The 16,001-nt window shown below is 49.7% G+C and carries 9 protein-coding genes and 1 rRNA gene; 8 read left to right on the top strand and 2 right to left on the bottom strand.

Going from position 1 to position 16,001, the window contains the following annotated elements:
- Positions 1-39: 39 nt before the first annotated feature.
- Both rrf and ACM9J1_RS03005 read left to right on the top strand, forming a co-directional pair.
- A 5S ribosomal RNA gene (gene rrf / locus ACM9J1_RS03010) occupies positions 40-148 on the top strand.
- Positions 149-566: 418 nt separating this feature from the next.
- Positions 567-3,941 (top strand): starch-binding protein, encoded by a 3,375-nt coding sequence (locus ACM9J1_RS03005; protein ID WP_415580439.1) that lies wholly within the window; start codon positions 567-569, stop codon positions 3,939-3,941.
- On the opposite strand, the gene msrB is transcribed toward ACM9J1_RS03005, so the two are convergent.
- Positions 3,942-4,331 (bottom strand): peptide-methionine (R)-S-oxide reductase MsrB, encoded by a 390-nt coding sequence (gene msrB / locus ACM9J1_RS03000; RefSeq protein ID WP_415580438.1) that lies wholly within the window; start codon positions 4,329-4,331, stop codon positions 3,942-3,944. It abuts the gene before it with no gap.
- Positions 4,332-4,352: 21 nt separating this feature from the next.
- Positions 4,353-5,225: an alpha/beta fold hydrolase gene (locus tag ACM9J1_RS02995; RefSeq protein ID WP_415580437.1), complete on the bottom strand. Its 873-nt coding sequence runs from the start codon at positions 5,223-5,225 to the stop codon at positions 4,353-4,355.
- Positions 5,226-5,299: 74 nt separating this feature from the next.
- Between ACM9J1_RS02995 and ACM9J1_RS02990 the strand changes: the two genes are divergently transcribed.
- From ACM9J1_RS02990 to ACM9J1_RS02965, 6 genes are all read left to right on the top strand, one after another.
- Positions 5,300-7,228, top strand: coding sequence for an alpha-1,4-glucan--maltose-1-phosphate maltosyltransferase (locus ACM9J1_RS02990; protein ID WP_415580436.1), 1,929 nt, complete (start codon positions 5,300-5,302; stop codon positions 7,226-7,228).
- Positions 7,225-8,859 (top strand): maltokinase N-terminal cap-like domain-containing protein, encoded by a 1,635-nt coding sequence (locus tag ACM9J1_RS02985; protein WP_415580435.1) that lies wholly within the window; start codon positions 7,225-7,227, stop codon positions 8,857-8,859. Before ACM9J1_RS02990 ends, ACM9J1_RS02985 begins: the two co-directional genes overlap by 4 nt.
- Positions 8,860-8,866: 7 nt before the next feature.
- Positions 8,867-10,207 (top strand): APC family permease, encoded by a 1,341-nt coding sequence (locus ACM9J1_RS02980; protein ID WP_415580434.1) that lies wholly within the window; start codon positions 8,867-8,869, stop codon positions 10,205-10,207.
- Positions 10,200-12,104, top strand: coding sequence for a 1,4-alpha-glucan branching protein GlgB (gene glgB, locus ACM9J1_RS02975; protein WP_415580433.1), 1,905 nt, complete (start codon positions 10,200-10,202; stop codon positions 12,102-12,104). The genes ACM9J1_RS02980 and glgB overlap by 8 nt, the downstream gene beginning before the upstream one ends.
- Before the next feature lie 28 nt (positions 12,105-12,132).
- Positions 12,133-13,416 carry a T9SS type A sorting domain-containing protein gene (locus ACM9J1_RS02970; RefSeq protein WP_415580432.1) on the top strand — a complete coding sequence of 428 codons (1,284 nt, stop codon included), beginning with the start codon at positions 12,133-12,135 and terminating at the stop codon, positions 13,414-13,416.
- Between the two features lie 133 nt (positions 13,417-13,549).
- Positions 13,550-15,943 carry a glycoside hydrolase family 31 protein gene (locus ACM9J1_RS02965; RefSeq protein ID WP_415580431.1) on the top strand — a complete coding sequence of 798 codons (2,394 nt, stop codon included), beginning with the start codon at positions 13,550-13,552 and terminating at the stop codon, positions 15,941-15,943.
- Positions 15,944-16,001: the final 58 nt, after the last annotated feature.

Genomic DNA, 16,001 nt, shown 5'->3' with positions numbered 1-16,001 from the left:
CAACAATATCATGCATCGGAAAACCGATCGCAAACGGCCTAAGGTGGTTATTGCGGCGGGGCTCACCTCTTCCCATCCCGAACAGAGAAGTTAAGCCCGCCTGCGCAGATGGTACTGCAATCTGTGGGAGAGTATGTCGCCGCCTTTCTTTAATGGAACCCCGAGCTTTTCAGCTCGGGGTTCTTTCGTTTTGGAGCGGCGCAGTCGGGCGAAGCCCTCGTGTCACTGCCTTTCTTTAAGTAGACCCCGACCTTTATAGGTCGGGGTCTTTTTTTTACAGGTGCGCCTGTCTTTGAACCTTAAACCTCGAACCTGCAACCCCAACCCGGCTCCCCGCCCGCGTGAGGGATGGCAGCGGCATCCTTTTGCGAGGCCACGAGCGAAAGATACAGCGCACAGCCCGACGGCGTTGCAAGATGCCGCGCCCTGGACGTCCGTGCGATAACGCCGGCACGCCCAAAGCCAATAAAATCAACTACTTATCAACACGAAATCGTTTTCGCTTAAGTGGCTTTGTGTTTCTTGCGGTTGGATTGTCTAATTTGCTTGGACAAAATTTCTTTTCCGTGAAAAAAATACTACTCTTCTTCTTCATTCTGGCTGTGGGAGATGCATGGGCCCAAGTGCATACCACGTATCTCTGGCACCTGCACCAACCCACGTATTGGGGAGACGAAAGCCAGCAAGACCCAAATCGGTCGCAATTGTTGAAGGAATCGCAGGATTTAAAGGTGAGCGGCCAAAATACCTATTGTGACGGCCTTGCACATCCATTAAACGACCTTGAACAAATCTTTAGCTTGCCTGATCGCGTGCAGGCTTATCAATACAAACCAAAAAACGCCGTGCAATCCATCATGGGTTACCCAAAAGCCGGCGCGCAAATCACCTATGGCGGTTCGCTATTGGAGAGCATCAATAGTTTGGCGCCTTTCGGCCAATGGGGTTACCAGCCGAATTGGAAAGACAACATCATCACCGCCAAGAGCTGGACGACCTCGGGCGGCCATCCCAGATTTGACATCGTGAATTTTACGATGCATCATACACTGTCGCCTTTGGTGAGCGATAAAGTCCTTAAGAAGGAAATCCAGACGTTTAAATTTTATGCCGCACAGATGTTCAACGCCCAAACCTCAAAAGGTTACTGGCCGGCCGAATGCGCATTTTCGGAACGCATCATCAAAGCGTTGGTCGAGGAAGGCATGGAATGGACAGTAATACCAAACAGCCATTTGGCCAGGACTTTAGCGGATTATCCTTTGGTTTTCGGTACGAATGGTTGCAATATTGACCCGCCCAACAAGGCCGATAAAGTCTCGGCGGTTGGCACGAACTGGCACAACGGGCAAATCGACGGGCGCGGTGGGCAATTCGCGGCTCCATATTGTTTCACGCCGCACAAAGCACGTTACGTAGATCCCGAAACAGGTCTGGCCTATAAAATCGATGTCGTCCCGATGGCGGATCTCGACAGTTACAAAGATGGTTTTTCCCAGCAAGGTATTTCGGCGCTTCAAAACAATATTGCGCCTTTTGCCCTTGCGGGTCGGCCATCTTTGGTATTGCTGGCCCACGACGGAGACAACGCTTGGGGCGGCGGATCAAGCTATTACGACGAAGCCGTGTCTGGATTTACGAACGCCGCTGCGGGTGCCGGTTACACGCCTACGACAATCCAACAATATCTTGCCGATTATCCGGTGCCGGAATCTGACATTGTACACGTGGAAGATGGTTCCTGGTTCAATGCCGCCAACGACTGGGGTTCGCCGCAATTCATCAACTGGCTTTGGCCGTTTTACGATAGCAACCAGGAGTTTAACCCGAACGGATGGACGGAGGATGTCCGAAACCAAGCCGTCATGATTGCCGCCGAAAACCATTGTGTGATGGCCGAAGAACTCGAAGGCGGCGTGCAAATCGCGGACATCGTAAACGCAACGGCTTTGTCGTCACCGGCCGAAAAAGCATGGCATTTCCTGATGCCTGGTCTGGACAGCGGAAATGCGTATTACGGCGACGCGATCGATTTGGAAATAAAAGCCACTATCGCAGCCAACAATGCGGTTGAAAAAGCCCAGCCAACGCTCAATGCGCAACTTGGGACAGACAACACAAAACCGTCGGTCTTCGTTCCGCAGCGTTATCCTTATAATCCGGGTGAAATTGGCTTCGGTCCGAATTACGCATACCAGCAAAAACTGAACACAGCCGATTTTACGGTTTGGACACTGGCATACGATGTTAACGGCGTACAATCTGCAGTTGTGAAATACCGTATTGATGGCGATGGCACGAACAATCCGAATTCTGACGACAATGAAACGTTTTCCGGCGGCAGTGAAGTAGGTGATTGGGTGTCTTTGCCGATGACCGAGCGCATTCTTCCTAAAGACAACGTCACGAATAACCCGAACATCAGTTTCTTCATCTTGCCGGACAAGATTGCCAACCAGTACCATGCGAAAATTGTTGGCATTTCAAACAAGTTGGTCGACTACTATGTGGAAGTGACCGATACCAACGGCAACGTCACCAAAACCGACATCCAACATGTTTGGGTAGACACGAATCTGAACGTCAATCCAACCGTAGCTTTTACGCCGGTCAACAATTTTTCCGCCGTACCGATGACGGTCACGATGACGGCCACGGATTCGAGCGATCCGTCGCCCATTTTGTATTATACCACAGACGGTTCAACCCCGACAACTTCTTCGGCTTCTGCTTTGTCGACCTTGGATGTGCCCATCACAGAAACGACGACATTCAACGTGTTCGCCCAAGATGCCGAAGGGAATACCTCGCCCGTGGTCACCAAGACGTATTTCATTGGCGATGTGCCTTCCTTTACGGTGCATGTAAAAGTTCCGGCTTCGTGGACCAACGTACGGATACATCATTGGGATGCCCAGCCTAATGGCGTTTTGGCCGACACGACTTGGCCCGGCGATGCGATGACAGCCGAATGCGAGGGTTGGTATTCTTATACTTTCAACGGCATTACCCAGACCAACGTGGTGTTCAATAACGGCAGCGGCGGCACTGGAAATCAGACCGGGGATTTGGTGATCCAAACCGATGCCTGGTATGACGTGGCATCGGCGTCATTTGTGGGCGCCCCAACCAATTCGGGTGCGCCGTGTTTGTCGATTGCTCCTGCGGGCGGCATTTTTCCCGTAGGAAACACCGTTAATGTAACGGTTGCGGCGACCGATGATACTGATCCCGATCCGACGATTTATTACACGACCGATGGTTCGGATCCGACAACGGCATCCGCGTCTGCGTCAAGCCCGCTCCAATTGTCAATCACTACCAATACGACAGTCAAGGCGTTTGCTGAAGACGCGTCTGGAAATTCATCGGCGGTCCAGACAGAAGTCTATCAATTCGCGGAAACATCTGGTTTTACCGTGTATTTCAAACCGCCTGCAGGTTGGCCCATCCCTAAAATATATTATTGGAACGTGCAGCCGGCAGGAGCCATGCCCGCAGTGAGTTGGCCAGGCGTAGCGATGACCGTGTACGGCGATGGCTGGTATTCATTCCAGTTTCCGGGCGTAACCTCGGCCAATATGATTTTCAACAACGGCAACAGCGGCGTGGGCGTAAACCAGACCGTCGATATCACGAACATCACCTCGGAGCTTTGGTATGACTGGACCGAAGGTGTCGTACTCGCGAATCCGAACCTCGTCTCGTTGCAGGGAAGCGTGTCGTTGTTCCCTAATCCGTCCAAGGGTTGGGTACAAATTGCCTCAACAAAACGAATCCTGAAAGCCGCCATCTATGATTTAACGGGAAGGTTGGTCATGCAGGAAGACATTGTGAACAATAAATTCAATGTTGCCGGACTTTCCGACGCAACGTATATCGTGAAGATGCTGGCCGAAGACAGGAAAATCGTGTACAAATACCTGATTAAAAAGCAGTGATTACGGCTTGAAATCTACCGACGCGGAGTTCACGCAGTAGCGCTGACCGGTGCTGGTCGGGCCGTCATCGAATACATGGCCCAAATGGCTGCCACAGTTGGCGCAAAGGATTTCGGTCCTGATCATGCCGTGCGACGTATCTTTGACATATTCGACCTTTCCCGGAATGGCGTCGTCGAAACTCGGCCAGCCGCAGCTCGACCTGAATTTCGAGTCGCTCACAAAAAGTGGTTCGCCACAAGCGCCACAACAATACGTGCCGTGCTCAAAATGCAGGTTGTATTGGCCGGTGTGCGGCATTTCGGTGCCTTTCTGGCGGAGTATGCGGTAACGGTCATGGCCCAATTGCTCGAACCATTCGGTTTCTGATTTTTCGACTGGATATTTCATGGCGTTGATTTTCCCGTGAATTTACGGATTGTTTTTGGTAATAAATCCGAAGGTTTTCTTAATGACGTCAGGATTTCCGAGAATTTTTCGATGGCCGAGCCCTGAGGTCAACATCAGCGTGCCGTGTTTGAGGTTTTCGTGGATGTGGACGGCACAACTTACCGGAACCTCGGCATCATCGTGATCGTGGATGACCAATACCGGAATGTCAATTTCCCTTGCAGCGCGCCAGGAAGAATATTCATCCATCGCTTCGTGGTTTTTCTCTTCGAATTGGCGGCGCATCAGTAGGCCTGTCTCGCGTTTCAGTCCGATGCTGTCCGTGAAGGTATCGATGATGTCCTGGATCACGTCGCCGCTGCCAATGGTCACGAACCGTTTCAGTTTCAGCCCACGTTTAACGGCATTAAGCAGCGACATGCCGCCGAGGGAATGGCCAACGGCACCTTCGAACGGGCCGAACTGTTTCTCCAATTGGAAAATGGTAGCGATGAACTCCGGCATGATCGAGGTTTTTCCGGTGGATTTGCCATGGGCGGGCGCATCGAAACTCAATATGGAATAACCCGCTTTAGCAAAGACTTCCGCGAATTTTACCAGCTGCGTGCCGCGTCCGGACCAGCCGTGTACCAGCAGGATCGTTCTTTCGCCGGTGCCGTAGCGATACACCATGACGTGTTTCCGGAGCGCTTCGATAAAGACCATTTCCTTGCTGCTGGATTGTTCCATGTCATGTTCACGTCGTGGCGTCTTGTGTTTGATGGGCGTGGTGAACAATCGTGCGGCAAAACGCGCCGCGAGCTTGGGTGAAATGGCCTGCAAAAATTTACCGGTGACGATGATTGCTTTAGGAATTTTCAAGGACTGGGCGGCTTTTGCAGGTTTCTTTGCCATTTATGTAAATTTTCCTGCAAGTTAGGCCATTGTGTAAATTTCATTAAATTTAGAAATCATAAAAAAACCATAAAATGCTACAGACGCGCATCGTTATTGAGAACGTTCAGCCCCAGTTAGACGCAGGGGCATTTTTTATCAAAAGAGTAGTGGGGCAAAGCGTGATGGTGACTGCCGATGTTTTCCCTGACGGGCACGACGTCGTGGAGTGTTGTGTGAAATACAAACACGAGAAAGACAAATCCTGGCAGGAAGTGCGCATGACGCACGTGTCCAACGATTTGTGGTCGGCCACATTTAAAGTAGACAAACAAGGATTTTACAGTTATTTTGTGGAAGGCTGGGTCGATTATGCGCTCAATTGGCAGCACGGCACCGAAAGGAAAATACAAGACAACCAGCACGTCAAGTCGGAACTGCTCGAAGGCGCCGAATACATCCAGGCCATTTTAAAGCAGGCAGATGCCAAAGAAAAAGAATACCTGAAGAAAGTAGCAAAGTATTTTGCTTCCGAAAAAGACTATGATAAAGCGGTGGCCGAAGCCATGTCGCACCAACTGCACGACATCTTCAAGAAATATCCGACGCGTACCCTCGCCAACAAATCTGCCGAACTCAAAGTTTACGTAGACCGCAAAAAGGCGCTATTCAGTACGTGGTACGAGTTCTTCCCGCGATCGGCATCGTCTGAACCGGGCAAACACGGCACGTTCAAGGATTGCGAGAAATTGCTGCCCCGCGTGGCCGCGATGGGTTTCGATACGTTGTATTTTCCGCCCGTACATCCCATCGGCGAAGTCAACCGCAAAGGCAAGAACAATGCGACCAATGCCGCTCCTGGCGATGTCGGGTCGCCTTGGGGCATCGGATCCAAACACGGCGGGCACAAATCCATTCATCCTGAGTTGGGTACGCTGTCCGATTTCAAGTCATTGGTCAAGAAAGCGAAAGCCCTCGGCATTGAGGTCGCGATGGACTATGCGTTGCAGGCCGCGCCCGATCATCCGTGGGTAAAGGAACATCCGGCGTGGTTCAAATGGCGTCCGGACGGCACGGTGCAATACGCCGAGAATCCGCCAAAGAAATACCAGGACATCCAGCCGATTTATTTTGAGTCGGAAGACTGGAAGAACCTGTGGCAAGAATTGCTCGACACGGCGTTGTTCTGGGTTGAGGAATGCGGCATCCGGGTTTTTCGGGTCGATAACCCGCATACCAAGCCGTTCTTTTTCTGGGGCTGGCTCATTGAGCAAGTCAAGAAGAAGCATCCAGATGTGTTGTTTCTGGCCGAGGCATTTACACGTCCGAAAATCATGCACGAACTCGCCAAGCAAGGCTTTTCACAATCCTATACGTATTTCACGTGGCGCAATTCGAAGGCGGAACTCATCGAATACGTGACCGAACTGACGCAGACCAACCAAAGGGAATTTTACCGTCCGAACTTCTGGCCTAACACGCCGGACATCAACCCTTATCCGCTCCAGAATGGCAACGAAGCCATTCATTTGTCACGGTATTTTCTCGCCGCAACCCTGAGTTCTTCGGTCGGTATTTATGGGCCGGTCTATGAATACATGGTGTCGGCGGCATTGCCCGGCAAGGAAGAATACCTCGATTCCGAAAAGTACGAATGCCGCGTCTGGGATTGGGATTTGCAGAACAAATTGACGCACGTGATCAGCAAGATCAACCAGTTGCGGCACGAACTGCCATCGCTCCAGCAAACGAACAACGTCGAATTTTGCCAGACCGACAATGACCAGCTCATCGCATATTACAAATGGGACGATGACCTGTCGGACGAAACACTCATGATCGTCAACCTCGATCCGTACTACGCCAAACAAGGCATGGTGCGGCTTCCGATAGAACGCATTGGCTGGCAGCCGGTTACTGTTATTGACTTGATCACCGGCAACAGCTACAATTGGGACAAAGAATGGAATTTCGTGGAGTTGCATCCTGCCTTGCCGTTCCACTTATTCAAAATCAGGAAATGATGAAAAAAGACACGCCAGAACCGTTTTCCACGCCGTTCATTTTTAAGACCGATTGGAAGAACGCCTTTGAAGATCCGGATTTCCTTAAGGATTTTACGGCCGACATCCTCGAGAGTTACATCGTCAAGAAGCGGTGGTATGGTGGCAAGTCAAGCACGCTCAAATACATCGAGGTGCAGGATTATTTCAGGATTGCATCCAAGAACAATAATTATTATGGTGTATTGCTGGAAGTGAATTACAAGGAAGCGTTTTTCCAGAATTACTTCATGCCGATTGCGTTCATGGCGAAGGAAGAACTGGACACAAGCACGACCATTGCTGCCGTGACGCTCAATGGCGTAGATGGTTATCTGGTCGATGCACTTCATCAGGAAGATTTCCGGAAGCTGATGTTCCAGAACATGATTGCGCAGAAGCCCTCACGCGATGTGAAGGTGAAGTTTCACAAAGGCGAAACCATGGACGAAACCGAGTACAAATCATCGCGGTTCATGGGCGTGGAGCAGAGCAATACCTCAATCATCTTCAACGACAAATACGTCATGAAGATTTTCCGACGCATTTATATTTCCACGAATCCGGATTACGAAATCAGCCGTTTTTTGACCGAGCGCATGCATTTCGAACATTCGCCAGCATACAAAGGCTCCATCAATGTCAATCTGGGCGAAGAAGACATCACGCTTGCCCTAATGCAGGAATTGGTCCCGAACCAAGGCGATGCGTGGCAGTTTATGCTGGACGAATGCGACCGGATTTTCGACAACCTCAAAACAAAAAAAATCAAGATTCCGAAGTTGCCCAAAGTGGAATTGTTCCAGCGGCTGCGGCTCAACGAAGTCCCGCACGAAATCATCGACTGGGCCGGATTGTCTGTTTTCCTCCGTGTACAAACCCTGGCGCAACGCACCGCGGAAATGCACATTGCATTGGGCAGCGACATTTACGAAACCGCTTTTACGCCCACGACGTACAACGGCGATTATACCGTGTGGCTCAAAAACCGATTGACCTATCAGTTCCAGAACCGGCTCAATATTTTGGAAAACAACCTGCACAAACTGGACGGTTTGGCGCTTGAACTCGCGAACCAATTTCTCGACAACAAAAAGAACATCAGGAAATTGTTTCTCGATTTCGATTGGACGAAGATGAAAGGCGAGCGCATCCGCATCCATGGCGATTACCATTTGGGGCAAGTGCTGGTGAATGGCGACGACTTCTGGTTGCTCGATTTCGAAGGCGAACCCGAAAGCACCATCCGAGACCGCAAGGTGAAACAGCCGCCGCTCAAGGATGTGGCCGGAATGTTCCGGTCGTTCCATTACGCCATTTACGCGACGATTTTCAACAACAAAGACAAATATCCGTACGAGCAAAAAGAGCTTTTCGAAGCGGGTGAAATCCTGTTCAAGTATTTCGTCGGCGTATTCCTGCGCACGTACATCGACGTCGCCCAGGAAGGCAACCTGAACATCGGCTACCGTCGCGAGGTGGATTTTCTGTTGAAGTATTGCATCCTGGAAAAGGCGGTGTATGAGTTGGGGTATGAACTCAATTCGCGGCCGCGCTGGGCGGTGATTCCGCTCACTGGTATCGCGAGCATCATGGGTTTCAAAAACGCCTGACGTTCAGATGGCGCAACACCTATCCCATACAAACCATCTTAAAAAAGTACTCGGTATCGCCTTTGGGCTTGCCGTGGTGACCGGTTCGACGATCGGCAGTGGGATTTTAAGAACGCCGGGAAGTATCGCTGCGTTGATTCCGGACGCTAGAATCATCATGTGTTGCTGGATTGCCGTCGGGTTGTATATCATGCTTTCGGCCAGCGCTTACGCAGAATTGACCACGATGATGCCCAAGGCCGGCGGCGCATATAATTACATCAAGCGCGCGTTCGGAAATTACGCCGGTTTCATTAACGGATGGTTTGATTTTATCACCAATGCCATCGCACCAGCCTATTTCTGTATCGTGCTTGGTGAATATTCCGTGTTGGTTTTTCCGGAATTCGCCAGCCATCAAAAATGGATTTCCTTGGGTTTCCTCACCATTTTTATGCTCGTTAATTTGCCGGGTGTTAAAAGCGGGAGTTTCACCCAGAAAGTGACCAGTGCCTTAAAGATCGTGTTATTTTTGGTGTTGATTGTGGGCTGTTTTATACATGGTCCGCATCCGGTTGAAACGGGAAGATTGCCAATTCCAAACGGAATGATCGAAGGCAGCGTGGTTATCGCCCTATTTAAATCGCTGCAACTCATCATGGGCACTTATGACGGCTGGATGTCGGTTTCCTTTTTCGCAGAAGAAGACCAAGACCCAAACAAGAACATCCCGAAATCGTACCTGATGGGCGCACTTACTGTTACCGTGTTGTATGTATTGATCAACGCAGCCATCCTGTACGTGATGCCGGTCGGATACATCGCGAAATCTCCATTGGCCGCCGCCGATGCCGCGAACGTTGCGTTTGGCGAATGGGGCGCAACCTTGATGACGGCCGTCGCGATTTTCTCGCTCGTCAGTATCTTGAATGCCTATATGATGATTCCGTCACGGATTCTTTACGGATTGGGGCGCGACAAATTTTTCATCAAACAGAGTACGGTGGTCAACAACGGCGGAACACCCTATTTTTCGCTGATGATTTGTTATGCATTTGCGTTCATCCTGATTATCGTCAGCTCGTTCGAACAACTTTTCGGATTGGCGACCTTCATGATGATCATCGTCACCGGATTTGCCTTTGCATCATTGATTATCCTCAGAAAAAAAGAACCGGATTTGCCACGTCCGTACAAAGCTTGGGCGTATCCGTATTCAACATGGCTGGCGCTTTTAGTGACGATCGCATTGTTCATGGGCTTTGCCATCAGCGACACATTCAGTTTATTAATTATTATGGGGCTAATTCTAGTTTCCTACATCGGCTACAAATTATTTGTCGGGCCACAAACAAAATATCATGAGTAAAGTTATTCCACATTCTCTTTTTACCGATTTCGACATCGACCTGTTCAAGGCAGGAAAACACTTCAGGTTGCATGAAAAACTTGGTGCGCACGTTGCCGAAGTCGATGGGCAAAAAGGCGTGTATTTCGCCGTTTGGGCGCCGTCGGCCCGCAATGTTTCTGTCGTGGGCGATTTCAATTACTGGCTGCAGGGCGAGCATCCGCTGAATGTCCGTTGGGATGCATCGGGCATTTGGGAAGGATTTATTCCCGGCGTCGAGAAAGGCGCATTGTACAAGTATAAAATCCAATCGAACAACGGCAGCGTCATCACCGAAAAGGCCGATCCGTTCGCGTTGTACTGCGAAAAACCACCGCACACGGCATCGGTCGTCTGGGATCTGGACTACAAATGGAAAGATGCCAAATGGATGGGCGCGCGCCAGAACCACAACGCACTAGACAAACCTTTTTCGGTCTACGAAGTGCATCTTGGTTCATGGAAACGCAAGGGCGACAACCAATTCCTGACCTATGTAGAACTCGCCGACGATCTGGTGCAGTACGTCAAGGAAACCGGATTCACCCACGTAGAATTCATGCCGGTCATGGAATATCCGTATGACCCGAGCTGGGGTTACCAACTCGTGGGCTATTTCGCGCCGACCTCGCGCTTTGGGAAGCCGCAGGATTTCATGCTCTTGGTCGATAAACTCCACCAAGCCGGCATCGGCGTCATCCTGGATTGGGTGCCGTCGCATTTTCCGAGTGATGCGCACGGGCTCGGCTTTTTTGACGGATCGCACCTCTATGAACATCCGGACATCCGCAAAGGCTACCATCCAGATTGGAAAAGTTTGGTGTTCAATTACGGCAGGAATGAAGTACGCAGTTTCCTGATTTCAAATGCCATTTTCTGGCTGCAGCATTACCATGTGGATGGCTTGCGCGTAGATGCAGTCGCATCGATGTTATACTTGGATTATTCCAGAAAGGACGGCGAGTGGGAACCGAACATTTATGGCGGCCGCGAAAACCTCGATACGATTTCGTTCCTCAAGGATTTCAACGAAGCCGTGTATGCCCATTTTCCTGATGTCCAGACGATTGCAGAGGAAAGCACCTCATTCCCGATGGTGTCGCGGCCTACATACATCGGCGGGCTTGGGTTCGGGATGAAGTGGATGATGGGCTGGATGCACGACACGCTCGAATATTTCAAGAAGGACGCGATTTACCGCAAATACCATCAGAACGACCTGACATTTTCGCTCACTTACGCTTTCACGGAAAACTTCATGTTGCCGCTCTCGCACGACGAAGTGGTGTACGGTAAACGTTCCATTTTAGGCCGGATGCCGGGCGATGAATGGCAGCGTTTCGCGAACTTGCGCTTGCTCTACGGTTGTATGTTTACGCATCCGGGCGCAAAACTGTTGTTCCAAGGTGCCGAATTCGGGCAATCCGAAGAATGGAATTTCGAGCAAAGCCTCGACTGGCATTTGTTGGAATATGATTTCCACAAAGGCATCAAGAATACCATCGCGGCGTTGAACCAACTATACAAATCGCATCCGGCGCTGTACGAAAAACAATTTTCGGCTGAAGGTTTCGAGTGGATCAACTACGGCGACCATGAAAATGCCGTCATCAGTTTCATCCGGAAAGGAAACAACCCGAAAGAAAACTTGATCGTGGTCTGCAACATGACACCGGTGGTTCGGGATGATTACCGCATCGGCATCCCAACCAAAGGCAAGTTGACCGAAATTTTCAACACCGATGATGCCAGATTCGGCGGAAGCGGTGTCGGAAATCCCAGCCCGATTAAAACAGATGCGATGCCGTGGAACGGGCGTGAATTTTCTGCGGTGTTAAAATTAGCACCTTTGGCGACTATTGTTTTAAGGTACGGATGAAGATTGCTACGTTTGCAAAAAAAAGACCATGAAACTTAGCAATTGCCTATTATTTCTATTTGCCGTGTTATCGGCGAAAGCTCAAATAATAAATTTCACTGACCAAGGATTAAAAAATGCTATTCTGCAGTATTCATTTGATCAGCAAGGGCTTGAAATAAATCCGGATACAAATGCAAATGGGGAAATCGAGGTTTCGGAAGCGCAAAATGTGTTTATTATCCAGTCACCAAGCGACTTGTCGGTGAATAATTTTGAAGGATTGCAGTATTTTACCAATCTTTCCGAGTTGCTTTTTTCGACCGCACAAACTAACTTTTCTTCGCTTAATCCCTCGGCATTGCCGCCCTCGTTGCAAGTTCTTCGCATCGAGGACGGAATGCTTGTCGAATTCAGTGGGTCGGTGCCGTCGATTACAGATTTGAGAATTCATTTTTGTCCGTTGCAGAGTATTGATTTAAGCGGTGTGAGCCAGCTCACGACACTATCTATTTTCAATACCGGGTTGACCTCGCTTTCTGCCGCGGTGTGCAGCAACCTTCAAAATCTTAATTGCGGTTACAATAATTTGTCGGCTCTTACTTTTCCATCTTCAATAAAGAGATTGGGTGTGCAGTGGAATCAATTGACAACGCTCGAGTTCGGGCCCGGTGTCGATTTGGAGTTTTTAGAATGCTTTAATAATCAACTCACGTCGCTTGACCTTTCAAACATGATACACCTTGAATCGGTCGATTGCGGATACAACCAGCTGACATCTCTAAACCTTTCCAATACCATGAGCCAACCGTTAAATAATCCGCAGCCTTGGTTTAGATGCGGGAACAATCAGTTGACAGTGCTCGACCTTACTTCATGTAGTGCAAAGAGATTTTATGCCGATAACAATCTACTCACATCGCTTTTTATGAAAAATGGCGTAAACAATACCAGTCCAACAAGTTTTAGCGGCAATCCCACACTTTCTCATATTTGCGTTGACGATAGTGAATTTGCCTATGTACAAGCTAAAGTAAATGCCTACGGTTATACAGGATGTGTCATCGATGGAAATTGCTCGCTCGGAACCAATGAGCCGGAAGTAACCTGGGCTGTCGTTCCGAATCCGGCTTCTTCGATACTGTCTTTAATGGGTTTTGAGCAGCTCAACATTTCATCGGTAAAGATATTCAACGCGGTCGGACAATTGGTTTTGGTGACAAGCAATGACTTTCCCGATTCAATAGATGTAAGTAGCCTACCTGAGGGAACTTATATATTGGAACTCCGTGCCGACGATAAAAGATATACGTCGAAATTTGTTAAAAGCTAATGCTGATTATGCGAAAATCCAGATTGTTTCCATAGTTGTCAATACTACAACGTTGTCGTAGAAAAACCACTTTTTTGAGCCATCGAAAAGTGGTTTTTTGTATGTTTGGCCACCCCGTTTTCAAAACAGACTTATGATTACCAACACCGAACTTGAATACAAAGGCGACCTGTTCCCGACACGCATCACCGCCTTTCAGAAAGAAGTCGATTCCGTTTATTTCCATACCGACAACAGCGTCATCTTAAAGGTCACGGTTTTGCGCGACAGCCTGATCCGGTTTCGCTACACGACCAAAGGCTATTTCAATAACGATTTTTCGTATGCGATAGACAAAACGCAATCCCACGGCTACAATTTCCTCGAAGTCACCGAAGAAGCCGAGGCCTACATCATCAAGACAAGTAAAGTCGTCTGCACCATCCAAAAAGAAGATTTGCGGATTGCGATTTTCGATACCGAAGGAAACGCCCTGCTGGAGGACGAACTCGGTTTCCATTGGGAAGAAAGCTACGAGTTTGGCGGCAACATCGTCAAGATGAGCAAGGCTGCCAAGGAAGGCGAAAGCTACTACGGGTTGGGCGACAAGGCCACGCACCTGAATTTAAAGGGCAAACGCGTTGAGAATTGGGCGACAGACCAGTACGCGTTCCAGAAAGACCAGGAACCGTTGTACAAAGTCGTTCCGTTTTACATCGGGTTGCACCATAAAACCGCGTACGGGATTTTCTTCGACAATACCTTCCGGACGTTTTTCGATTTCTGCCACGAGCGTCGGAACGTTACGAGTTTCTGGGCAGAAGGCGGCGAAATGAACTACTATTTCGTCTATGGCCCGCAAATGTCAGATGTCGTCACGACCTATACGCATCTGACCGGAAAGCCGGAAATGCCGCCACTTTGGGCGCTGGGTTACCACCAATGCAAATGGAGTTATTATCCGGAGAGCAAGGTCAAGGAAGTCACGGCCAAGTTCCGCGAATTGCAGATTCCGTGCGATGCGATTTATCTCGATATCGACTATATGGACGGTTTCCGATGCTTCACCTGGAACAAGGATTATTTCCCCGATCCGAAACGCATGGTCGATGAGTTGGCCGCGGATGGTTTCAAGACCGTCGTCATCATTGATCCGGGCATCAAGATCGACAAGGAATATTCGATTTACAACGAAGCCATCGCCAACGATTATTTCTGCAAGCGCGCCGACGGGCCGTACATGAAAGGCAAAGTCTGGCCGGGCGAATGCAATTTTCCTGATTATACCAACCCGGTCGTCCGGGAATGGTGGGCCGGATTGTTCAAGGAATTGATTTCCGATATCGGCGTGAAAGGCGTCTGGAACGACATGAACGAGCCGGCCGTGATGGAAGTGCCGGGCAAGACGTTCCCGATGGACGTCCGTCACGATTACGATGGCAACCCGTGTTCACACCGGAAAGCACACAACATCTACGGAACACAGATGGCGCGCGCCACGTACGAAGGTGTGAAGCGTTTTGCCTATCCGAAAAGACCGTTCATCATTACCCGTTCGGCGTATTCGGGTGCGCAGCGTTACACCAGTTCCTGGACCGGCGACAACGTAGCCACTTGGGAACACCTCTGGATTGCAAACATCCAGATGCAACGCATGTCCATGTCGGGCATGGGTTTCACGGGTTCCGATATTGGCGGCTTTGCGGAACAGCCTTCGGGCGAATTGTACGCACGCTGGATCCAACTCGGTGTGTTCCATCCATTTTGCAGGACGCATTCCTCCGGCGACCACGGCGATCAGGAACCTTGGTCGTTTGATGAAGATGTCATCAACATTACCCGCAAATTCGTGTCGCTCCGTTACCAATTGCTGCCCTATCTTTATACGATGTTCTGGCAGTACGTCAACGAAGGCGTGCCGATGCTCAAACCGCTGGTGTATTACGATCAGGAAGACACGCAGACGCATTACCGTACCGACGAATTCATCTTCGGCGACCAAATCCTGGTGTGCCCAATCCTGGAAGCCAATTCACTCGGCCGCAGGATGTACATCCCAACAGGCAACTGGTACAATTACTGGACGGGCGAAATCGTCTCGGGCCGTAAGGAAGCCTGGGTCGCGACGGATTACGACCAAATCCCGATCTTCATCAAGGAAGGCGCCATCATCCCGAAATACCCGGTGCAACAATACGTCGGCGAAAAACAATTCGATGAAATTACGCTCGAGGTTTACTACAAGCTCGGCAAGGAAAAATCGATGCTGTACGAAGATGCGCAGGATGGCTATGATTACAACAAAGGCCGATACAGCCTGACCACATTCCGCCTTATCGGCAAGGAAGACCAACTCATCATCCAACAACACAAGGAAGGCAAGTTCGATACGGCGTACGCCAAGTTCCGCATCAACCTGCACGGATTGCCGTTCAAGGTGAAGAAAATCCAACTAGACAACGAGAAAATCACCTTAGACAACGTCGCCTTCGACAACAATACGTTGGTCATCGACAAGGATTTCAACGAGTTGCACATCATCGGGTGACCGAAAAAAAATGTAAACAAATAACCCAGCCGATGTAAACATTGTTTGGCTTGGTTTT

The sequence above is a fragment of the Flavobacterium longum genome (genome assembly GCF_965137575.1).
In the GTDB taxonomy this organism is placed as follows: Bacteria; Bacteroidota; Bacteroidia; order Flavobacteriales; family Flavobacteriaceae; genus Flavobacterium; species Flavobacterium longum.
The sequence above is the reverse complement of the archived record's forward strand: the minus strand, read 5'-3'. Positions and strand labels throughout refer to the sequence as shown.

Excerpts from the sequence above, each read along its gene's own strand:
- msrB (WP_415580438.1), bottom strand. The coding sequence starts at position 4,331 with ATGAAATATCCAGTCGAAAAATCAGAAACCGAATGGTTCGAGCAATTG.
- ACM9J1_RS02995 (WP_415580437.1), bottom strand. The coding sequence starts at position 5,225 with ATGGCAAAGAAACCTGCAAAAGCCGCCCAGTCCTTGAAAATTCCTAAA.
- ACM9J1_RS02990 (WP_415580436.1), top strand. The coding sequence starts at position 5,300 with ATGCTACAGACGCGCATCGTTATTGAGAACGTTCAGCCCCAGTTAGAC.
- ACM9J1_RS02985 (WP_415580435.1), top strand. The coding sequence starts at position 7,225 with ATGATGAAAAAAGACACGCCAGAACCGTTTTCCACGCCGTTCATTTTT.
- ACM9J1_RS02980 (WP_415580434.1), top strand. The coding sequence starts at position 8,867 with ATGGCGCAACACCTATCCCATACAAACCATCTTAAAAAAGTACTCGGT.
- glgB (WP_415580433.1), top strand. The coding sequence starts at position 10,200 with ATGAGTAAAGTTATTCCACATTCTCTTTTTACCGATTTCGACATCGAC.
- ACM9J1_RS02970 (WP_415580432.1), top strand. The coding sequence starts at position 12,133 with ATGAAACTTAGCAATTGCCTATTATTTCTATTTGCCGTGTTATCGGCG.
- ACM9J1_RS02965 (WP_415580431.1), top strand. The coding sequence starts at position 13,550 with ATGATTACCAACACCGAACTTGAATACAAAGGCGACCTGTTCCCGACA.